The sequence below is a fragment of the Spirosoma luteolum genome (assembly GCF_054778875.1).
This window is the reverse complement of record NZ_BAAGZE010000023.1, coordinates 132,613-154,215: the sequence shown is the minus strand read 5'-3', so window position 1 is coordinate 154,215 and position 21,603 is coordinate 132,613. Positions and strand designations below refer to the sequence as shown.

Genomic DNA, 21,603 nt, shown 5'->3' with positions numbered 1-21,603 from the left:
CTGAGCACCGGTTCGACGGCGCTCAACCGCATACGCAGCACATGAAACAGGACATACGCAAGCTGACGGCTCCGCAGCTCAAAGACTGGCTGACCGCTCAGGGACAGCAGGGATTCCGGGCCAAACAAATACAGGAATGGCTCTGGAAAAAATCGGCGCAGTCGTTCGACCAGATGACCAATCTGTCGCTGCCGATGCGCGAGCTGCTCGGCACCCATTTCGACATTCGGCCCCTGACCGTCGACCAGCAGCAGCGTAGTAACGACGGCACCATCAAATCGTCGTTTCGGCTCTACGATGGCAACCTGGTCGAGGGCGTACTAATTCCGGCGCTGCGCCACGACATCAGCATGGAAGGACTGCAGGACCGTATGACTGCCTGCGTATCGAGCCAGGTAGGCTGCTCGCTGACCTGCAAATTCTGCGCTACCGGCTACATGGACCGTAAACGCAACCTCGATGCCGCCGAAATCTACGATCAGGTGGTGGCGATCGATCGGCAGGCGAAGGAGAACTACGATGTGCCGCTCTCCAATATCGTGTATATGGGCATGGGTGAACCCCTGCTGAACTACAAAAATGTGCTGGAATCGGTCGACCGGATTACGTCACCCGATGGGTTGGGAATGTCGCCCAAGCGTATCACCGTGTCGACGGCGGGCATTGCCAAAATGATCCGGCAGCTGGGCGACGATGCCGTCAAATTCAACCTGGCCCTGTCGCTGCACGCAGCCAACGATGTAAAACGGGACACGATTATGCCCATCAACGAGAGCAATACGCTGCAGGCGCTGGGCGATGCGCTGGGTTATTTCTACAAGAAAACCGGCACCCGCATCACATTCGAGTACATTCTGTTCTACAATTTCAACGATACCCTGCAGGATGCGCAGGAGCTGTGGGCGTTTACGAAAAAGGTGCCGGCCAAAGTAAACATCATCGAGTATAACCCCATTGCCGAGGCAAACTTCAAAAACACCGACCCTCAAACCCTCGATCGCTTCGCGGGCTTTCTCGAAAACAAGGGCGTAACGGTCAATGTCCGGCGGAGCCGCGGCAAAGATATCGATGCGGCCTGCGGGCAGCTGGCGGGTAAAAAATAAGCGTTTTCTGGTCCTGCCGGGTAGCCCGGCGGGGTGGGGGGCTTAACAATTTGGTAATATCAGGCTGGGTTGTTTCCCGTACTTTTGTGGCATTCATTGACTTACGGACTTGCCGTAGGTACCACTTCACGAAGATCACCCACTCATGTTTGGATTAGAAACGGACGTTTTTATCCTCCTCTTTATCAGTTTGTTTGCTGCCTGCGCGTTTGAGTTCGTCAATGGCTTTCACGACACGGCCAACGCCGTAGCTACCGTAATTTATACCAACTCGCTCAAGCCAACCGTGGCGGTTGTCTGGTCGGGGATCTGCAATTTCGCCGGCGTACTGCTGGGCGGTATCGGCGTGGCCATGGGTATTGTCAACCTGTTGCCGGTCGAACTGCTGGTCGATCAGAATGTCTACCACAGTGTCGCGATGGTCATGGCCCTGCTGTTGAGCGCAATCATCTGGAACGTAGGCACCTGGTATTTTGGCCTGCCCAGTTCGAGTTCGCATACACTGATCGGCTCTATTCTGGGTGTGGGGCTGGCCTTTTCGACCATGCCCGAAAACAAGACCGGATCGGCTGTCAACTGGGAAAAAGCCCTCGAAACCGGCGAAGCACTGCTGCTGTCGCCCCTGCTGGGTTTCAGCCTCGTTATCGTTATCATGTTCATGATCCGGAAGCTGGTGGCCGAAGAAACCAAAGACCAGCTTTTCAAAGAACCGAAGAAAAACATGCCTCCCCCGTCGTGGATTCGCGGCATTCTGGTGGCTACCTGCTCGCTGGTCAGCTTTTTCCACGGCAGCAACGATGGTCAGAAAGGCGTAGGGCTCATCATGCTCATCCTGATCGGGATTGTGCCGTTTCAGTTTGCCATCAAGCCCGATATGGATCCGCAGCTGATGAAACCCAACATCAGCGGCATCGAGCAAACGATTGCCGCGCTCGATTCCAACCAGCTATCGTCGGTGAACCGGGGTCGCCTGGCCCGGACCCGGACCGAACTGGCCGATCTGACCAAGATGATCGCGGCCGCCGGTACGTCGCGGCAACTGCCTAAAGAAGAACGGCTGAACGTTCGGCGTGACCTGCTGCTGATCAACAGCAACATGACAAAAATTTCGGAAGATGAAGGGGCCAATCTAAGTGCCAATCAGCTGAAAGTACTGAAAGACAGTCTGGGCGAAGAAAAAGGCATCCGGCGGTTTACAGATTATGCCCCCCTGTGGGTTATTCTGATGATCGCCCTATCGCTGGGTCTGGGTACCATGATCGGCTGGCGCCGGATTGTGGTCACGGTCGGTGAGAAAATCGGGAAACAGCACCTGACCTACGCGCAGGGGGCTTCGGCCGAACTGGTTGCCGCGCTGATGATCGCCCTGTCGTCGTGGCGTCACCTGCCCGTCAGTACTACCCATATCCTGTCGTCGGGTATTGCCGGTAGCATGGTCGCTAACAAAGGTGTTAAGAACCTGCAGTTCGATACAGTGCGCAACATTGCGCTGGCCTGGGTACTCACCATGCCCGTATCCATTCTACTCTCGTTTACGCTGTACACCGTTTTCCGGTGGCTGCTGTAAGGTACGTTTGTGGTTTGATGTTCGTGATTGGTCGTCTTCACAGCCGATAGTTACAAACATCAAACCACAACCATTATTTAACCCACTCGGGCGCGTCCTGTTCGATGGCGTGGCGCACTTTGGCCACAATATCGTCGACGGTATCGTCGGGGCCGAACTGCATCGGTGCCTTAAACCGCACGGTGAGCAGCGTATTCCGCTTTTTGAAACGCAATCCCTTTTTGTCGAAGGCCCGACGGAACCCGTTGATTACAACGGGAATCACGATCGGGTCTATGTTTTTGATGAGGTGCCCCGTGCCTTTCCGAACAGGCGCATAGGGGCTGGTTGTGCCCTGCGGAAAGCTGACAACCCAGCCGTGGGCCAGTGCCCTGGCAATTTTGTCGTTGGCCGACGTATCGACCGAGCGCTGCACTTCCCGGCCATCGGCCCGCCACGACCGCTCGATGGTTAGCGCCCCGCCCATAGCGAAAATCCGGGGCAGCAGGCCTTTTTTCATGGTTTCCGAAGCCGCCACGTAATACTGCCGGGCGCGGGGAGCCATCAGATACATCGGCGGCAGCAGCGTATTCTTGAAGCCCCATTTTACCGCGCAGAAGATCTGAAAAAACGCAATCACGTCGGCGAAGTACGTCTGGTGGTTCGACAGGAACAACACATTATTGATGGGCAGGTCTTCGAGGTGTTCGGTGCCTTCGATCTGAATCCGGTTGACAACCGTGTAACGCCCATAGGTAATCCAGCCCACAATTCCGATCATCATGCGACGTACCAGCAGCGAGTTGCCGAACGGATCTCGTTCAAACAGGCCCAGCACGTCCAGTGGCATCAGAAAGCGGGGCAGGTAGCTGAAAGAAGTCGGTTTGACGTAGCGCATGAAACGAAGGTGTCGTCGGATGTAGTGATTAAAGATAAGAAGCTGCTACAATGTTTTCGGGAAAAAATGCAACGGCAGAACCGGCAAATAAACAGGCTGGACCGAGACTTTGCAAATAGCCCGGTTTGCCTCCCTGCCCGATGCGCGTTGGCCAGCGGCCCAATTGCCGGGGCGGGTTGGCCAATTTTTTTTTGACAGCCATTAATCCTTCCCCCGCACGGTCTGTCAAACCATCGAGTTTCACAAAAACACAGCCTGCCTATTGCCGACGCTATACACAATCATTTTCCAGGTTTCCATTCACTACACTTTTTTTAAAACCATGAAACGTATTGTGCTTGCCGGAATTGCTGCGCTGGGTCTGTTTACTGCTACATCGTCGTCGGCACAGGTGCAGGTGGGGATTCGCGGAGGTGCCAACTGGGGCATGGCCTCGACCCCTCAGTTTATGGGCAGCCTGACGCCCGACCTGCGACCTTCGCCGGGCCCGACCGGTGCTGTGTTTCTCGATATTCCCATCAGCGATGTGGTATCGTTCCGGCCTGAGATCGCTTACGTCCAGAAAGGGTTTCTGGTCAACGAAGGCCTCGATCTGAACCTGGGCGGCTTCACACTGCCCATCGGCGCCCGCATCGCCTACCAGGCGCAGACCATTGAAGTACCGCTGCTGGCAAAGGTAAACCTGACCCAGGGGGCCATCCAGCCGTACCTGATTGCCGGTCCGGCGGTAAGCTACGCGGTCGATGGTCGGGTTCGGACCCGCGGTACGGCGCTCATCACAACCCGCCCCATCGATGTCGATGTCAACTACGGTGGTACGCTGAACCGCTGGGACGTGGGTGCCGTTGGTGGGCTGGGGCTGGCCATGGATGCCGGTGCCGGCAAGTTTTTCATCGAAGGGCGCTACACCCACGGTTTCACCCGGCAGGTGCAGGTACCGGTCGTCAACCTCAATGTGCGTAACCAGGGCGTGGCTGTCTCGCTGGGCTATTCGTTCCCCATCGGCGGTTACTAGTCCGATAGCCTATAACCATCCATTCACGACTACCCCCATCACTACACTCCTCATTTTTTGTTGAATCAACCTGAATGGTAAAGGCGACGCCGGCTTGGTGTCGCCTTTCTTGATTCGGGCGGGGTAAGAACGGGGTTAAAATTCGGGTCTTTGCCCTATTTAGCTGGTGGGTTGACCCAAGGATTCTGTATTTTTACCCTCTGAATTGCACCGAACTTGTTCCGGCGACATCAAATACCTATGGCACACTTCACCGATTTTGTACATTCGACGGCCTCTGAGCCGCACCGGATTCGTACGCGTCAGATTTTAAAATCACATCCCGAGATCAAAAAGATGATCGGCCAGAAGAATCCCAACACGTTTTGGGTGATTCTGGGCTGCGTTTCGCTTATGATCGGTATGGCCTGGCTTGTTCGCGACCAGCCGTGGTGGGTTATCCTGGCAGCCGCCTGGTTTATCGGCGCCTTTCCGGCCCATACGCTGTTTGTGTGTATCCACGAGGCTGCGCACAACCTGATCTTCCGCAAGCCGGCAGCCAACTCCTGGGCGGCTATTCTGGCCAACCTGCCCACTGTTTTCCCGACGGCACTGTCGTTTAAAAACTTCCATATCAAGCACCACGCCTTTCAGGGCGTACACGAACTGGATGCCGACCTGCCCGACTGGTACGAAGCCAAACTGATCAACAACTACGCCATTGGTAAGGCACTGTGGCTGCTGTTTTTTCCCATTTTTCAGGGTATCCGGACCATCCGCTGCCGCGAACTGGCCGTGATTGACCGGTGGGTTGCGCTCAACATCGGTGTGCAACTGGTGTTCGATGTACTGATTGTCGTTTTCTTCGGCTGGCCTGCCCTGGCGTTCATGGTGCTTTGCCTCTTTTTCTCGGTTGGGCTGCACCCCCTGGGCGCCCGCTGGATTCAGGAGCACTACCTGACACTCGACCCCAACCAGGAAACGTACAGCTACTATGGCAAGCTGAACACGGCCAACCTGAATGTAGGTTTCCACAATGAGCATCACGACTTTCCGTCGATTCCCTGGAACCGGCTTCCCGATGTGAAAAAGGCTGCGCCCGAGCATTACGACACGCTCAAGTTCCACACATCATACGTGAAACTGTTCTTCCGTTTCCTGTTCGATCAGGAGATTTCGCTCTATTCGCGCATTGTGCGGAAAGAGCGGGGCCGCGTTACGCTGGCCGATCAGTCGAAGCCCGATATCGAAATGGCACAGGTTCAGTAAACCAGGCTTGTTCGTTCTAAACGCAGCGAGGGAGTCCCGAATCGGGGCTCCCTCGCTGCGTTTGGTATAGCTGCCAGTGCTGACTGCCTTACCGGCTGGCTACCGGCTGAAATCTGGCTTTTCCACTGTCGAGATATGTAACGAAATGATCGATATTCAGATCGTAGTTTTTGGGCGCTACCAGCAGTTTGCCCGCGTGGTCGACCAGACAGTAGTGGGGCTGGGCGTTGTTGTTATAGCGCGTAATCTGCAGGTCGGCGTTTTGCGCGCCGATGGTTTTCTTCACCATCCCGTCGTAGGTCGAGGTGTACCAGTCGGCTTCGGGCAGTTCCGTTTTGTCGTCGACATAAAGCGCCAGTACAACATAGTCGGATTGCAGGCGCGACAGCACCGCCGGGTCCGACCAGACGCGGGCTTCCATCTCACGGCAGTTGACACAGCCGTGGCCCGTGAAGTCGATAAACACGGGCTTGTTCACTTTTCTGGCATAAGCCAGTGCCTGCTTGTAGTCGAAGAAGCCCTGCAGCCCGTGGGGGAGTCTGAACAAGTTCGCGTATTTAGGGGCCTCGGTGAGCTGACTGGCGGCCGGCGCTGCGGCCTGCCGGTTGTGCAGGTTAAAATCCTGCGACGTTTCGGGGGGCAGATAGCCCGACAATCCTTTGAGCGGAGCGCCCCATAGGCCTGGTATCATGTACACCACGAAGGCCAGCGTAGCAATGGCCAGCAGCAGCCGCGGCACGCTGACACTTTTCGTTTCGCTATCGTGGGGCAGCCGAATTTTGCCCAGAAAGTAAAAGCCCAGCAGGGTAAAGATCACGATCCAGATCGACAGGAAAATTTCCCGATCGAGCAGGCCCCAGTGATACACCTGATCGGCAATACTCAGAAATTTAAGCGCCAGCGCCATTTCCAGAAACCCAAGGGTCACTTTCACGGCATTGAGCCAGCCGCCCGATTTTGGCATGCTTTTGAGCCACTGCGGAAAAGCGGCAAACAGGGTAAAGGGAATGGCAAAGGCCGACGAAAAGGCCGTCATGCCCAGAATGGGTTTGATGACTTCGCCCCCTGCCGAGGCTACCAGCAGGCTCCCGACAATGGGACCCGTACACGAGAACGAAACCAGCACCAGCGTGAAGGCCATAAAGAAAATGCCGCCCAGCCCACCGCGTTCGGCGCGGGCATCGGCATTGTTGACCAGCGAACTGGGCAGCACAATCTCGAACAAACCCAGAAACGACAGGGCAAACACAAAGAAAATGGCGAAGAACAGCACGTTGGGCAACCAGTGGGTGCTGACAAAGTTGGCGAAAGCCGGCCCGTTGATGCGCGATACGAGGGTGCCCACCAAGACATAAATGGCAATGATGGAGCCGCCAAAGAGCAACGCTTTCCACCGGCCACCCGACTGGTTGGTGAAAAAGCTCACTGTCATCGGGATAATCGGAAATACGCAGGGAGTCAGCAGCGCCACCAGGCCCGACAGGAACGCGGCAATCAGAAAGCCGGTCATCGACTGATCGGGGGGCGTGCCTGCGTCCGTATCGGTGGTCAGGGTAACGGGGGCGGGGGCAGCAGCCGGAGCCTCGGCCACGGCCGGGGCGGCAACCGTATCGGGCTGCGTGGCGGCCACGGCTGTTTCGGCCGAGGGGGCAGCCGCTACGGTCAGCGATTTAGGGGCCGTAGCCGTGGCCACGGTAGCGGTTGCCGGTGCGCCGACTGCCGCGTCGGTGGTTTTCACGGCTACCGAAAATTCGGCTTCGGCGGGTGGCAGGCAGGTGCCGTCGCGGTCGGAACAGGCCATGTATTCGACCGTGCCGCTGATGGTGGGGTTTGGCTTCAGGATTTTTACCTTTTGCACAAACACCGCCGTACCGGAAAACTGCCGGATTTTAGCGTTCCATACCTCCTCCATCTTTTCTTCGACACCAACTGGAATGGGGTTCCCGACTCGCTGCCAGCTGTCTGACGTAGTAAATTTGAAACTGGTGGGCAGCGGGCCGATGTCGGGGTTGAGGTCGTTGGAATAGATATGCCAGCTCTCGGCAATACTGGCCTGAATACGAATCTCGATGGTGGCACCAACGGCCGGTGCCGGCCCCGTGGCGCGGGCCGACCAGTTGGTGGGGTCTTTTCTGATTTGAGAAAATGCCGGCAGGGCCAGCACCAGCGCCAGAAGCGCGACAACTACTTTCATACCGCTTTGGGTAAATGACTTGTTTGGGTGGACAACACCGTTCTGGCAAAATTATTTCCCCGCATTGGCTAAACAAGCGGTCGGGGTAGTGGATTAGGCATTGCTATAGCCAGTTATGAGGCTATACGCTGGATTTGTCCGGAATAAGGCAGCTAGCGTGTTTAAAATAGCGCGGGTGACTTACCTTTTGCGATTGACGCGGATCAAGGGCTATGAAACGAGTGTATTGGTTACTGCTGATGCTGACCGGGCTGGCGAACTGCCGGACCCGGGAAATCCCTGATACCGGAACGGGCGAAGCCGCCCTGCTGGGCGTCAGCCTGGCTGGCTTCCCGGCGCAGAACGTGCAGATCGATCAGAGCCGCCGGCAAATTATACTGACCATACCCGACAGCCTGCGCGGCAGTGTGTACCGGACAACGTCGTTTCAGACCGCCCCCGGCAGCACGGTATGGGCTATACCGACTGGCGGATTCACCGTTGATCTGACGCGAAACGACGCCCCGCCACTTTATGTCCTGAGCGATCCCAACAAGGTGGCGATCTACACCTTTGTCGTGAAACCCGCCGGCCCCCTGCGGGTCCGTTTTCTTGATAATCAGCCGTATGCGACAACGGCCCGGCCTCTGGCTCTGCTGGTCGATAATCTGATCGACGGGCAGGGGCTGGGACAGGTAATACTGACCCGACGGGGGACCACCGAGCGCGATACGGTTGCTATTGAAAACCCCTGGCCGGGCGACGTGCCGGCAGCCGTACGGGCAACCCGTCCACAACTGGTGGTGACCCGTGTGCCGCAGCACATTCGGCCGGGCGATTATACCGTGGATGTAGTCAAGTCATCGGGGCTCCGGGCCACGGCCGATCAGCTGCTGACCTTTCGGCGCGGTACGCCCAGCCAGCTGGAGCCGGGTCGAGTCGCGGTGCGGGGTGAGCGCCTGACGCTGACGGGCGAGAACCTGTTTCCCGGCGACGCTCCCGAATGGCAGCTGACAACGGCTACCGGCACGCAGGTTCGGCTAAAGCCGGCCACTGTGACACCCTACGGATGGGCAATCAGTGTCGACCTGCCCGCCGATTTGCCCGCCGGTTACTACGCCAGCCAGATATGGGTCGACGGGCAGCCGGTGGGCCAAAAATCGCGACTGGCCGTAGTAACGCAGGCCGATCAGCCGGCCATTCTGACCATTGCCGATAACCTGAAGCCACTGGCTGCCAGTCCGCTGGTCTTGCGGCTGGGGCAGTACTATCAGGCCTGGATCATGCCCCAGCTATCCGATATTGGCGCCGGTACGGTTCAGGTTCGGCTGTCGATTCAGCTGAGCTCCCTGGCCGACGATGCAACGAGCGAGTTTGTTTTCTCGACCCGGCCCTACAACGGCGACTACCCCCCTGCGCTGGTCGTACCCACCACGCTGAAGCCGGGCCTGTATCGCCTGCGGGTGGTAGCTACGTACGCTGATGGACGCCGGCTGCTGAGCGAACCCCTCGAACAGCCTGTTCAGCTTATGCCCTAGGGGCGGTAGGCAGGGGAGTCTGCTGCGGAAAATATGGGCCCCGTATTCGATTAAGCCGTACTTTTGTCAGGCCAAAAAAGCGTTGAGCCAATTGACTATGACAACCGAAACAACCACCGCCCGCGACACGCAGGTGTTTGATCTGATTGCGAAAGAACAGCACCGGCAGGAGTCGGGAATTGAGCTGATTGCGTCTGAAAACTTCGTATCGCCCGCCGTTATGGAAGCGGCTGGCAGCGTGCTGACCAACAAATACGCCGAAGGGCTGCCAGGCAAACGGTATTACGGGGGCTGCGAAGTCGTCGATCAGATCGAGCAGATCGCCATCGATCGGGCCAAAGAACTCTTCGGAGCCGGTTGGGTAAACGTACAGCCTCACTCGGGCGCGCAGGCAAACACGGCTGTCTTTCTGGCCTGTCTGCACCCCGGCGACACCATTCTGGGTTTCGACCTGTCGCACGGTGGGCACCTGACACACGGTTCGCCGGTCAATATTTCGGGTAAATACTTCCGGCCGACGTTCTACGGTGTGGAGCGCGAAACAGGTGTGATCAACTACGATGTGGTTGAAGAAACGGCCAAGCGCGAAAAACCGAAAATGCTTATCTGCGGAGCCTCGGCCTATAGCCGCGACTGGGATTATGCCCGGCTGCGTGCCATTGCCGACGAGGTAGGCGCCCTGCTGCTGGCCGACGTATCGCACCCGGCGGGTCTGATTGCCAAAGGGCTGCTCAACGATCCGCTGGCGCACGCCCACATCGTAACGACGACCACCCACAAAACCCTGCGTGGTACCCGGGGCGGGATGATCATGATGCGGAACGATTTTGAAAACCCATTCGGCATCAAAACCCCCAAGGGCGAAACCCGGATGATGTCGTCGCTGCTCGATTCGGGCGTGTTCCCCGGCACACAGGGTGGGCCCCTCGAACATATCATTGCAGCCAAAGCGGTCGCTTTCGGCGAAGCCCTGAGCCCCGACTTCCACGAGTATGCCGTGCAGGTAAAAGCCAACGCGCAGGCTATGGCCAACGCGTTTGTCAGCCGTGGTTACCAGATTATCTCGGGGGGGACCGATAACCACCTCATGCTGATCGACCTGCGGTCGAAAGGGCTGACCGGCAAACTGGCCGAGAACACGCTCATCAAAGCCGATATCACGATCAACAAAAATATGGTACCGTTCGACGATAAGTCGCCGATGGTGACCTCGGGCATGCGGGTTGGTACGGCCGCCATGACAACGCGGGGCCTGAAAGAATCGGACATGGAGCAGATTGTCGTATATATCGACCGGGTGCTGATGAACCACGACGACGCGGCTACGCTCGGGACCGTAAAAGAAGAAATCAACGAGTGGATGAAAGCATTTCCGCTCTTTAAAAGTTAATTGTGATTGAGTAGTTGGGTGATTGAGCGATAGTTCGCCGGAGAATAATCACTCAATAACTCAACCTACTCAACCACTCATTTATCTGAAGATGCCACTCGACCAACTGACTGACGCGGAGATCGACTCGGACGGAAAAGAAATGTCATTTCTTGACCATCTGGAAGAACTTCGCTGGCACATTATCCGCGCTGCGGCTTCGATTCTGGTGTTTACCATCGTCGCGTTTATTTTTATCGACGATATCTTCGAGTATGTGCTGCTCGGTCCGGCCAAGCCAAATTTCTGGACGTATCAGCAGATGTGTAAGCTGGCCGACTACACGGGCTATGCCGATCTGTGCGTGAAAAAGCTGACGTTCAAGCTGCAGGCGCTGGGGCTATCCGATCAGTTCACGATGTCGCTGACCTCGTCGTTCTTTATCGGTCTTTGCTTTGCCTTTCCGTATGTATTCTGGGAGGTCTGGCGGTTTATCAAGCCTGGTCTACGGCAAACCGAAAAACAGGCGGCCCGTGGGGGCGTGTTCTACGTAACGCTTCTGTTTATGATGGGCCTGTTTTTTGGCTACTATATCGTGTCGCCCCTGGCGATCAACTTCCTGGCCAACTATACCCTGTCGGAGCGGATCGAGAACAACATCGATATCACATCCTATATCTCGGTCATCGTTACACTGGCGCTGGGTTGTGCGCTTATCTTTCAGATGCCGATCATTGCTTTCGTGCTGTCGAAAGTGGGTGTTGTGACGCCGAAATTTATGCGTTCGTACCGGAAACACGCCTGGATTGTGATTCTGGTGGTAGCCGGTGTCATTACGCCATCGCCCGATCTGTACAGCCAGATTCTGGTGGCGATGCCGCTGGCGCTGTTGTATGAAGTAAGTATCATTGTATCGGGCCGGGTCGAGCGGGCCAAGTTGCGTGAACTGCGCACCCTGACCGTTCGCGACGACGACGATACGGAATAACCAGTATGGGTGAAACAGACGCGGGCCGTCGGTTGCTACATCGGCAGCCGACGGCCCGCTTGTTTGCCCCGCCATCTTATGACCTACGATTTCAAACGCTATCATATCCGGTCGATCAACGCGGTCGACGACGCCGAACGGGCGGCCATCAATCAGGAGCTGAAAGACCTCTACGAAGCGTTATCAGCCGACGAGAAAGTTGAGTTCAACCGCCAGTTACAGCATTTTCTGGCCCGCGAAATGGGTCGGCTCAAAGACAACTACGAGTCGGTAAAAGGATCACTGGATGGCAATCAGGCAGCCGATTAAAGGGGTTTGGCCATGATGTAATCTTCCATCAGGAACCCGTTGCCGATGTCGATGTCCTCTTGGCCAACCACGCTGAACCCAACTTTTTCGTAGAACGAAACGGCTTTGTTGAAGCGGTTGACGTTGAGCCGCAGTGCCCGGTCGCCGGCTTCGGTCGCGCGCGCGGCAACGGCATCGAGCAGCAACCGCCCCACGCCCTGCCCCTGTGCGGCCGGAAGCAGGTAAATCTTGTGGACTTTCGTGACGGGCTGCCCGCCGGCGTGCAGCTCATAGGAGCAGAAACCGAGCGGTTCACCCGTGTCGCTCTCGGCCAGCAAAAACACATGACCTTTCTGCTCGACCTGCTCATGCAGGGCGTCGATGCTGTACATCCACGACAGCATGTAGTCGATCTGGGCGGGCGACAGAATAGCGCCAAACGTGGATGGCCAGGTCTGGTGGGCAATCTGCTGGATAACGGGGTGCTGGGCCGGTGTGGTCTCCAGAAGGCGGGGCATAGAATAACGATTGACGACGGGCAGAAAAAACCGGGCGATCGGGTTACCGAACGCAGCCGTCGCGAAACTCGGCATTGCCTGCCACAATTACCAGCCAGTCTCGTTTACCGACCCGATATGGCGCGTGAAAAAATACGCCCCGCTAGCCGTTTAGCCGACCATCGGGCCTACTTTTGTTTATTGTGTATCGGCTGCTGCGGCCTGAACCGGGCTGCAGCCGATGCCGAGTCGATCAATCCATAATCAGACTGATACCCATGCAGGACGCCATAAAATCGCTTGCCCGCCAGTATGCCGACGACATCGTGAAAACGCGCCGGCACCTGCACGCCCATCCCGAATTGTCGTTTCAGGAGCGTAACACCGCCCGTTTCGTTGCCGATGAACTCCGGGCCATTGGCCTTGAGCCGCAGGAGGGTGTGGCCGACACGGGTGTAGTTGCCCTGATCGAAGGACAAGGGTCGACGGGTGGGGGCAAGGTAGTAGCCCTGCGGGCCGACATGGATGCCCTGCCTATTCATGAAGCCAACGATGTGCCCTACAAGTCGACGGTAGATGGCGTGATGCATGCCTGTGGACACGACGTACATACGGCCAGTTTGCTGGGCGTGGCGCGCATTCTGCACGTGCTGCGCGATCAGTTTGCGGGTACCGTAAAACTGGTGTTTCAGCCGGGCGAAGAAAAAGCCCCGGGCGGAGCTTCACTGATGATCAGGGAGGGGGTATTGCAGAATCCGACTCCCATCAGCATGATCGGGCAGCACGTGGCGCCCAACGTTCCGGTCGGAAAGATTGGTTTTCGGGAGGGTATGTATATGGCCAGTACCGACGAGCTGTATCTCACCGTGCGGGGTAAAGGGGGGCATGCCGCCATGCCCGACAACCTGGTCGACCCGGTGCTGATTGCCTCGCATATTATCGTGGCCCTGCAGCAGATCATTAGCCGCAACCGTCCCCCCGCCAGCCCATCGGTGCTTTCGTTCGGGCGGTTCATTGCCGATGGTGTTACCAATGTGATTCCCAATGAAGTGACCATCCAGGGTACGTTCCGCTGTATGAACGAGGAGTGGCGGGCCGAAGGCAAACGGCGCATGGTCAAACTGGCGCAGGGTATTGCCGAAGCGATGGGGGGCAGCTGCGATTTCGACATCGTGCATGGCTACCCGTTTCTGAAAAATGAACCCAGATTGACCAAACGGCTGCGGGCCGAAACTGAAGCCTACATGGGGGCCGAGAATGTGGTTGACCTCGACCTGTGGATGGCCGGCGAAGACTTTGCTTTTTACTCGCAGGTGGTCGATTCCTGCTTCTACCGGCTGGGTACGCGCAACGAAGCGCGCGGTATTGTATCGGGGGTACACACGCCCACCTTCGATGTCGACGAAGCTGCGCTGGAAACGGGAGCCGGCCTGATGAGCTGGCTGGCTGTACAGGAACTACTGCACCCATGACACCCACCGACAGCCTCTACGTAGCCGATCGGTCGGCCTGGCGCGCCTGGCTAACCGAACATCATGCCCAACGTAAAAACGTCTGGCTGCGATTCTATAAGGTAGGCAGTCCGACTCCGAGCGTGCGCTACGATGAGGCTGTCGACGAAGCGCTTTGTTTCGGCTGGATCGACAGCACGATCCGCAAGGGCGACGACGGTGACTACAGCATTCGGTTTTTCTCCCGGCGCAACCCCGCCAGTAACTGGAGCCGGGTCAACAAGGCTAAGGTGGAGCGACTGACGGCGGCCGGCCTGATGACAGCCGCAGGGCAGACCCTGGTCGATCTGGCCCGACAAACGGGCACCTGGACGGCACTCGACGACGTAGAAGCCGGTGTCTGCCCACCCGACCTGCAGGCTGCTTTCAACGCCGAGCCCGTGGCCAAAGCCTGTTTCGATGCGTTTCCGCGGTCGGCCCGGCGGGCCCTACTCGAATGGCTGCTCAATGCCCGCACCGAAGGCACCCGGCAGCGACGCATTGCCGAGATTGTGGGAGCAGCCGCCCGCAACGAACGGGCTAATCAGTACCGACCTAAAACGGATACCGGCCCGGTGGCCAAGCCCCAGAAACCCGGTGCCTAAATATAACAATCGCTTCACGCGGGAGGCCGAGCCGGTCACGCTGGGGTAACAGGCGGAAACGAATTTTGGGGGTTTAGACCAAATCGTTACCAACCAACCCCATGACGCTATCGTTACGAACCTTCGCCTGGCCGATACTGACGACCCTGACCCTGGCCACTACGGCCTGTACCGACCACCGCCTGACCTCACTGGTGGGTTTTCCGGCCGTAGCCGATGCGGTCAATCCCGGCACGTTTTTGCCCACCGTGCTGACCACTGTCAACGGTGTACAGGTCAACAACGGCGGCTTCGGCTCGGCCATTGCGGCCGACCCCAACGATACCGGTGCCTTTTACATGCTGACCGACCGGGGGCCAAACATCGACGGCAACATGGCCAACTCAAAGGTATTTGCCGTTCCCGCCTTTGCGCCCCAGATCGGCAAATTCAGGGTGAAGAATGGGACGATGGTCCTCGAAAAAATCATCGAACTGAAAACCAGCGATGGTGTAAAGCTGACGGGGCTGCCTAATCCCGCCAACCAGGGCGGTACGGGCGAAACTGCCTTTAACCTCGTGGGTGGTGTGCTGCCCACCAGTGCCGATGGTATCGACTCGGAGGGGCTGGCTGTAGCCTCCGACGGAACATTCTGGGTAAGCGATGAATACGGGCCACACATCGTGCATTTCGATGCGAACGGGCGTACGATCGAACGGATTAATCCGTTCGGAACGGGTACTGGCGGCCGGCGTATTCCGCTGGTATTCGCTACCCGCCGGGCCAACCGGGGCATGGAAGGCCTGACGCTGACACCCGACGGCAAAACGCTGGTCGGCATCATGCAGTTTCCGCTCTACAACCCCTCGTCGGCAGCCGTGTCGGGGTCACTGGTTACGCGTATCCTGACCTTCGATATCGCTACGGGCGCTACCCGGCAGTTTGTCTACCTGATCGAGCGCGCTAATCTGCAGGCCAATAGCGAAATTACGGCCATCACCAACACGACTTTTCTGGTGCTTGAGCGTGATGGCGAATACGGTACCGAAGCCAACAAGAGTACCCTCGTGAAGCGTGTCTACAAGATCGACATAGCGGGCGCTACCGACATTTCTGATCCCGCCAATGGGGCCAATGGCCGACTGTACGGAGGCAAGACGGTTGAAGAACTGAAAACGGCCGCCAATCTGCAGGCTGCCGGCATCACACCGGTTTCCAAGACGCTGGCTCTGGATCTGATGACGGAAATTTCGCCCGTTTACCCGCACGATAAGGCCGAAGGCATTTACCTGATTTCGCCCACCCTGCTGGCCGTGTCGAACGACGATGATTTCGGCGTGACGGGTACCGGAACCTACACGGCCAAACTACTGGCCGATGGGTCGGTCGATCGCAACCGGGTGTACTTCGTTACCCTGAAGAACCCCGTCCGCTAATCACCCATTGGTAGCGGCCCGTTAGTGCACCCACCCTGGTGCTATACCCACCCTGCACGTCGGGGTGGGTATTTTTATGGGTTTCAGCAGGCGTAACAACTGTGCGTCAGATCGATAGGGAACTACGGCCTGATGACAAATACTGGCCGGGGGAATCGTTTGGCGGAGCGGCTGAACGACCATAAATCGTTCTACGAATCAGTCAATTCAGTCATTGATTGTTATACATTTGTATTCCGTTACATCGTTCTATAGTTAGTCTATTACGAATCGAATCCAATGAACAGAAGAGACGCCCTTATGCGGGTGGCGGTGCTGGCCGGAGCCACGCTGAGCCTGCCTGCGCTGGCCGACACCCTCGAAGCTTCGGCCGCCCGGCGTACGCTGACAGGCAAGCCGGTTTTCCTGACGGCCGATCAGGATGCTACGGTTGCCGAACTGGCCGACACCATTCTGCCGACAACCAAAACGCCCGGGGCCAAAGCCGCCCGGGTAAACGAAACCATCGACGTTATTCTGAAAGACTGTTATACGGCGGCCGATCAGCAACGCTTTGTGGAAGGACTGGCACAAACCAACAAGCTTAGCCAGGAGGCATACGGTAAAGCATTCGTGCAGCTCGACCCGCAGCAGCGCATCGAAGTCGTGAAGAAGCTGGAGGCCGATGCCAAACAGCAGCTGGCGGCTATGAATGCCAAAGCAAGCGCTTCGGCTACCGGCGCTGCCGCCGATTCGCAGGCACCGAAAGAAAACAAGCGGTACTCGCCCTTCTTTACGATGCTGAAAGACCTTACACTGACCACCTATTTCACGTCGGAGATCGGCGCTACCCAGGCCCTGGAATACGTTGCCGTGCCGGGTCGCTACGATGGCTGTGTACCCCTCAAACCAGGTCAGAAAGCCTGGGCAATTTAAGGGTTGTGGTGGTGGATGGTTGCAACGGGTTGACGTAAAAAATAAGGGGTGTTCCATACCGGCGGCAACCCCTTCAGACCGCAACAACTTCGTATCGCTGCCATCCCTGAGGATCAATAACTTTTCAACTCAAAAAAGATGAATCTCAATATAGACGCCCAAAAAGATATGACCTACGACGCAATCGTCGTTGGTTCGGGCATTTCGGGTGGCTGGGCGGCCAAAGAGCTGACCGAGAAAGGCCTGAAAGTACTGATGCTGGAGCGGGGCCGTGATGTGAAACACATCGAAGGCTACCCAACCGCCACCAATAACCCCTGGGACTTTCCGCACCGGGGCCGCATTACCACCCAGGCTGCCGAAGAATACTGGGCCAACATGCGGACGGGCTATACCGCCAACGAAGAGTGGCGTCACTTCTTCGAAAACGATAAGGAAAACCCATATATCGAGAAACGCAAAGTCGACTGGATTCGTGGATACCACGTGGGTGGCCGTTCGCTGATGTGGGGCCGGCAGAGCTACCGCTGGAATAAAGAAGACTTTATGGCCAATGCCAAAGAAGGCATTGCTGTCGACTGGCCCATTCGCTACGAAACCCTCGACCCCTGGTACTCATACGTTGAGCGCTTTGCCGGTATTTCAGGTAATAAAGACAACATCGATGTGCTGCCCCATGGCGATTACCTGCCCCCCATGCAGATGAACTGCGTGGAGAAGGAAGTGAAAGCCCGCATCGAGAAGAAGTTTGCCAAACGCCATGTCATCATGGGCCGGGCGGCTCACCTGACCCAGCCCCGGCAGGTGCACTACGATCTGGGCCGGGCTGCCTGCCAGTTCCGGAACCAGTGTATGCGCGGCTGCCCATACGGCGCTTACTTCAGCACACAGTCAGCTACGCTGCCGGCCGCCATGAAAACCGGTCGCCTGACGCTTCGCCCCGATTCGATCGTATCGGAAGTACTTTACGACGACAAAAAAGGGAAAGCAACCGGTGTGCGGGTCATCGACCAGAACACCAAAGAAGTACGGGAATACTTTGCCCGGATCATCTTCCTGAACGCGTCGGCATTTGCCAGCACGTCGATCCTGATGAACTCCAAATCGAGCCGGTTCCCCAATGGTATGGGTAATGATTCGGATCAGCTGGGCCGCAACATCATGGACCACCACCTTGCCGTAGGGGCATCGGGTCAGTTCGACGGCATGGAAGATCAATATTACTATGGCCGTCGGGCCAACGGCATCTACATTGCCCGGTACCGCAACTGGGCCGGCGATAAGCGCGACTACCTGCGTGGCTTCGGCTACCAGGGGGGCGCCGGTCGGGAGGGCTGGAACCGCGGAAACGGCATGGATGGCTTCGGAGCGGCTTTCAAAGACAGCCTGAGCCAGCCCGGTGGCTGGGGTATGAGCATCGGTGGCTTCGGCGAGATGCTGCCCGACCCCAATAACCGCATGACCCTGTCGACCGATCAGAAAGACAAATGGGGCCTGCCGCTGATCGTATTCGATGCCGCTTATGGCGACAACGAAAAGAAAATGCGCAAAGACATGATGAACGACGCCGTTGAGATGCTCGAGGCTGCCGGTCTGAAAAATGTGCAGGGCTACAACGACGAGTCGAAACACCCCGGTATCGGTATCCACGAAATGGGTACGGCCCGTATGGGTAAAGACCCCAAAACGTCGGTGCTGAACGCCAACAACCAGCTCCACGCGGTGAAGAACGTCTTCAACACCGACGGTGCCTGTATGACCTCGGCATCGTGTGTCAACCCATCGCTGACCTATATGGCACTCACGGCCCGGGCCGCTGATTTTGCGGTAAAAGAGATGAAACGCCAGAATCTGTAGGCCTCAATAGCAGGTAATTAACGCTATTTGTAACGAAAAGAAAGCAGCCGGCCACAAGTCGGCTGCTTTTTTAATGTCTGAAAATAGGGCTGTACGGCTCCTCAGACGGGGTACAGGTCCATTGCCTCATTAAAATCCACTATCACCGAAACAACCCGCTTAACGACCTGTTCTATATACGATTGTCGATTAAAACTATAGACAACAAACTCAACGATGAAAAAAGTAATGATGATGGGTTTCATGCTGGCAGCCGGCCTGACCCTTAATGCCAACGCCCAGACGACCAACTCGATGGGCACGACCGGAACCACGACGACGACCACCCCAACCACCGGCCAGGGTGCCATGCAGTCGACCCCGTCGACGCAAACCGGTACCTATACCAACGGACAGAATCAAACAACCGGCACAGGTACGTACCAGACGCAGCCCCCCACGCAAACGGGTACCGGCACCATGAATACGGGTACGACCGGTACGATGAACACCGGCACAACCGGCACCATGAATAATGGTACTACGGGTACCGGCACGACGGGCACGATGAACAACGGTACATACTCGACGGGTACGGGCACCATGAATACCGGTACCACCACGACAGGCACGACCGACACGATGAATAATACCGACCGCACGGGCAGTGGCACCACCGGCAACAAGAGCCGCCGGACCCGCTCGCGCAACTCGTCGACGACAAACAGCACGACCACGATGCCCCGTTCGACTACGAACAAATAGGCAGTTGGCTTTCACTTCGAAGAACGGGGAAGGTACCTTTGCGGTGCCTTCCCCGTTTTTTTTATGCCTGCTGATTCGATTCTGTTTACGATGTCGTCGCTCACGATCCGGCGCGGTGGCAAAGCCGTGGTGAGTAACCTGAACGCCCGAATACAAACCGGCGACTGCTGGGCCATACTGGGGCCTGCGGGCAGCGGTAAAACCAGTTTGCTTCAGACACTGGCGGGTCAGTTGCCCGCTCCGCCGGTTCAGTTACCCGTCCGGACGCGGGCCACGATAGTGTCGTTTCGCGAAGAGTCGCAGCAATTTTCCTACACGCGCCATTTTTATCAGCAACGCTATCAGGCTACGCTCAGCGACGGGCAGGATGGACAGCCAGCCATGACACTGCGCGACTTTCTGGCGCCGGTCTGGTCGGACGGGGCCACCGCTCTCCTGCAACGAATGGGGCTGGCGCCCCTGCTCGACCGGGTTTTTCTGAAGCTGTCGAACGGGCAGACCCGAAAAGCCCGCATTGCCCGGGCCCTGCTGCAACAGCCGCAGGTATTATTGCTTGACAATCCATTCGCAGGGCTCGACCCACACTTCCGCGCCGATCTGACGGCCTGGCTGGGCGAACTGGTCGCGGGGGGGCTGACGCTGCTGGTCGTGACCGATACCGGAGCACCCCTGCCCGACTTCATAACGCATGTGCTGGTTCTTGGCGAGGACACCACGGCGTGGGCAGGATCGCTGGCCGATTACGTACCGGCTCCCCGGCCGGCAGCCCTGCCATCGCCACCGGTATTGCAGACACCGGCTCAGCCCATCGATTTTCAGGACGCCTTTAGCCTGCACCACGTTACGGTGCAGTATGATGCTGATAAGCTGCTCGACGATGTTAGCTGGACCGTGAAAGCGGGCGAGCGTTGGGCGCTGCTGGGCCATAACGGCGCTGGTAAATCCATTCTGCTGAGTTTGCTGTATGGCGATCATCCACAGGCCTACGCCAACGAGATTTACCTGTTCGACTACCGGCGGGGCCGGTCGGGGGAAAGCATCTGGGATGTGAAACGCCGGATTGGTTTCGTCTCACCCGAACTGCATCTGTACTTTCCGGGCGCGTTGAGCGTGCGCGACGTAGCGTTGACGGGCCTGACCGATACGCTGGTGGTTCCGGTACGGGTGTCGGCCGAAGCCGGGCAGGACTTGGCGGCCCTGCTGGCTTACTTCGGACTTACTCCGCTGGCGCAGCAACTGTTCAGCCGGATTTCGACTGCCGAACAGCGGCTGGTACTGCTGGTACGGGCGTTACTGAAAAATCCCGCCGTACTGATTCTGGACGAACCATTTCAAACGCTCGACGAGCGGCAGGTACAGCTGGCCCGGCAACTGCTGGATACCCTGTCCGATAAGACTATTGTGTTTGTTTCCCACCATCCCGCAGAGTTGCCGCAGCAAATTGATCGAGTGGCGCAGCTGTCGGCCGGTCAGCTAACTATCGATGCCAATTGACTTACCACTGAGTAAGTATTAGCGGCTGTTTATGAGGCACTCGCACTAAGCTGTTCATTGGCACAATTTCTGAGAACGCCGAAAGGCAATCTCAGAATCAGTGTATTAATCGGGAATTATTAGCCAATCCGGTTGTATTTGTACTGTCTTTGGAGTCGACAGGTCGACCGGGGGCTTGGCATGATATTCGTCAGCGCAGTATGTGCAACAGACACCCGCGTAGACGAGCGCTGGTTCGGATCACTGGTTGGCTTCCTATCTGCCTGCCTGGATTAGTCGTGAGTTGAGGCTGAGTTGTGACGGGTCTGCTGCCTCATGGTCGAAAGACAACCTGCCTGTCTGGTTGGTTATGACTGTTGACTGCGCAAAAGGCAGCGGTCATACCGGCGCTTCGATCCTGGGCTGGGCAATGTTGTTATC

At 57.2% G+C, this 21,603-nt stretch carries 19 protein-coding genes; 15 read left to right on the top strand and 4 right to left on the bottom strand.

Going from position 1 to position 21,603, the window contains the following annotated elements:
• Positions 1-41: 41 nt before the first annotated feature.
• Together rlmN and ACYVAC_RS20950 are read left to right on the top strand one after the other, a co-directional pair.
• Complete coding sequence (gene rlmN, locus ACYVAC_RS20955) at positions 42-1,103, top strand: dual-specificity RNA methyltransferase RlmN (RefSeq protein WP_461099767.1); 1,062 nt, start codon at positions 42-44, stop codon at positions 1,101-1,103.
• Between the two features lie 145 nt (positions 1,104-1,248).
• Complete coding sequence (locus ACYVAC_RS20950) at positions 1,249-2,670, top strand: inorganic phosphate transporter (RefSeq protein WP_461099766.1); 1,422 nt, start codon at positions 1,249-1,251, stop codon at positions 2,668-2,670.
• 73 nt (positions 2,671-2,743) lie between these two features.
• On the opposite strand, the gene ACYVAC_RS20945 is transcribed toward ACYVAC_RS20950, so the two are convergent.
• Positions 2,744-3,547, bottom strand: coding sequence for a lysophospholipid acyltransferase family protein (locus tag ACYVAC_RS20945; RefSeq protein ID WP_461099765.1), 804 nt, complete (start codon positions 3,545-3,547; stop codon positions 2,744-2,746).
• A 28-nt stretch (positions 3,548-3,575) separates the two neighbouring features.
• A complete protein-coding gene (locus tag ACYVAC_RS20940; RefSeq protein WP_461099764.1) occupies positions 3,576-3,791 on the bottom strand; it encodes a hypothetical protein in 216 nt (71 codons plus the stop codon).
• 78 nt (positions 3,792-3,869) lie between these two features.
• Between ACYVAC_RS20940 and ACYVAC_RS20935 the strand changes: the two genes are divergently transcribed.
• Both ACYVAC_RS20935 and ACYVAC_RS20930 read left to right on the top strand, forming a co-directional pair.
• Positions 3,870-4,562, top strand: coding sequence for a porin family protein (locus tag ACYVAC_RS20935; protein WP_461099762.1), 693 nt, complete (start codon positions 3,870-3,872; stop codon positions 4,560-4,562).
• 240 nt (positions 4,563-4,802) lie between these two features.
• A complete protein-coding gene (locus tag ACYVAC_RS20930) occupies positions 4,803-5,810 on the top strand; it encodes a fatty acid desaturase (RefSeq protein WP_461099761.1) in 1,008 nt (335 codons plus the stop codon).
• A gap of 88 nt (positions 5,811-5,898) precedes the next feature.
• On the opposite strand, the gene ACYVAC_RS20925 is transcribed toward ACYVAC_RS20930, so the two are convergent.
• A complete protein-coding gene (locus ACYVAC_RS20925) occupies positions 5,899-8,004 on the bottom strand; it encodes a protein-disulfide reductase DsbD family protein (RefSeq protein ID WP_461099760.1) in 2,106 nt (701 codons plus the stop codon).
• 212 nt (positions 8,005-8,216) lie between these two features.
• Here ACYVAC_RS20925 and ACYVAC_RS20920 point away from each other — a divergent pair, with 212 nt between their 5' ends.
• The 4 genes from ACYVAC_RS20920 to ACYVAC_RS20905 all read left to right on the top strand — a co-directional run bounded on the left by ACYVAC_RS20920 (position 8,217) and on the right by ACYVAC_RS20905 (position 12,187).
• A complete protein-coding gene (locus ACYVAC_RS20920; protein ID WP_461099759.1) occupies positions 8,217-9,521 on the top strand; it encodes a hypothetical protein in 1,305 nt (434 codons plus the stop codon).
• A gap of 97 nt (positions 9,522-9,618) precedes the next feature.
• Positions 9,619-10,911 carry a serine hydroxymethyltransferase gene (glyA, locus tag ACYVAC_RS20915; protein WP_461099758.1) on the top strand — a complete coding sequence of 431 codons (1,293 nt, stop codon included), beginning with the start codon at positions 9,619-9,621 and terminating at the stop codon, positions 10,909-10,911.
• A gap of 91 nt (positions 10,912-11,002) precedes the next feature.
• Positions 11,003-11,878: a twin-arginine translocase subunit TatC gene (gene tatC, locus ACYVAC_RS20910; protein ID WP_461099757.1), complete on the top strand. Its 876-nt coding sequence runs from the start codon at positions 11,003-11,005 to the stop codon at positions 11,876-11,878.
• A 78-nt stretch (positions 11,879-11,956) separates the two neighbouring features.
• Entirely contained in the window at positions 11,957-12,187 is a 231-nt protein-coding gene (locus ACYVAC_RS20905) for a hypothetical protein (protein WP_461099756.1), read from the top strand.
• Here the strand turns inward: ACYVAC_RS20905 and ACYVAC_RS20900 are convergent.
• Positions 12,184-12,684: a GNAT family N-acetyltransferase gene (locus ACYVAC_RS20900; RefSeq protein ID WP_461099754.1), complete on the bottom strand. Its 501-nt coding sequence runs from the start codon at positions 12,682-12,684 to the stop codon at positions 12,184-12,186. The two genes, ACYVAC_RS20905 and ACYVAC_RS20900, sit on opposite strands and share 4 nt — an antisense overlap.
• A gap of 257 nt (positions 12,685-12,941) precedes the next feature.
• Here ACYVAC_RS20900 and ACYVAC_RS20895 point away from each other — a divergent pair, with 257 nt between their 5' ends.
• From ACYVAC_RS20895 to ACYVAC_RS20865, 7 genes are all read left to right on the top strand, one after another.
• The gene (locus ACYVAC_RS20895; RefSeq protein ID WP_461099753.1) at positions 12,942-14,135 is read left to right on the top strand and encodes a M20 metallopeptidase family protein; all 1,194 of its coding nucleotides are present in this window, start codon (positions 12,942-12,944) and stop codon (positions 14,133-14,135) included.
• Positions 14,132-14,758, top strand: coding sequence for a YdeI/OmpD-associated family protein (locus ACYVAC_RS20890; protein WP_461099751.1), 627 nt, complete (start codon positions 14,132-14,134; stop codon positions 14,756-14,758). The genes ACYVAC_RS20895 and ACYVAC_RS20890 overlap by 4 nt, the downstream gene beginning before the upstream one ends.
• A 101-nt stretch (positions 14,759-14,859) precedes the next feature.
• Positions 14,860-16,173 carry an esterase-like activity of phytase family protein gene (locus ACYVAC_RS20885; RefSeq protein ID WP_461099750.1) on the top strand — a complete coding sequence of 438 codons (1,314 nt, stop codon included), beginning with the start codon at positions 14,860-14,862 and terminating at the stop codon, positions 16,171-16,173.
• A 279-nt stretch (positions 16,174-16,452) separates the two neighbouring features.
• The gene (locus ACYVAC_RS20880; protein ID WP_461099749.1) at positions 16,453-17,088 is read left to right on the top strand and encodes a gluconate 2-dehydrogenase subunit 3 family protein; all 636 of its coding nucleotides are present in this window, start codon (positions 16,453-16,455) and stop codon (positions 17,086-17,088) included.
• Between the two features lie 138 nt (positions 17,089-17,226).
• Positions 17,227-18,945 (top strand): GMC oxidoreductase, encoded by a 1,719-nt coding sequence (locus ACYVAC_RS20875; RefSeq protein WP_461099748.1) that lies wholly within the window; start codon positions 17,227-17,229, stop codon positions 18,943-18,945.
• A 216-nt stretch (positions 18,946-19,161) separates the two neighbouring features.
• The gene (locus ACYVAC_RS20870; RefSeq protein ID WP_461099747.1) at positions 19,162-19,689 is read left to right on the top strand and encodes a hypothetical protein; all 528 of its coding nucleotides are present in this window, start codon (positions 19,162-19,164) and stop codon (positions 19,687-19,689) included.
• Between the two features lie 63 nt (positions 19,690-19,752).
• Positions 19,753-21,183: an ATP-binding cassette domain-containing protein gene (locus ACYVAC_RS20865; RefSeq protein ID WP_461099746.1), complete on the top strand. Its 1,431-nt coding sequence runs from the start codon at positions 19,753-19,755 to the stop codon at positions 21,181-21,183.
• The last annotated feature ends 420 nt before the right edge of the window (positions 21,184-21,603 follow it).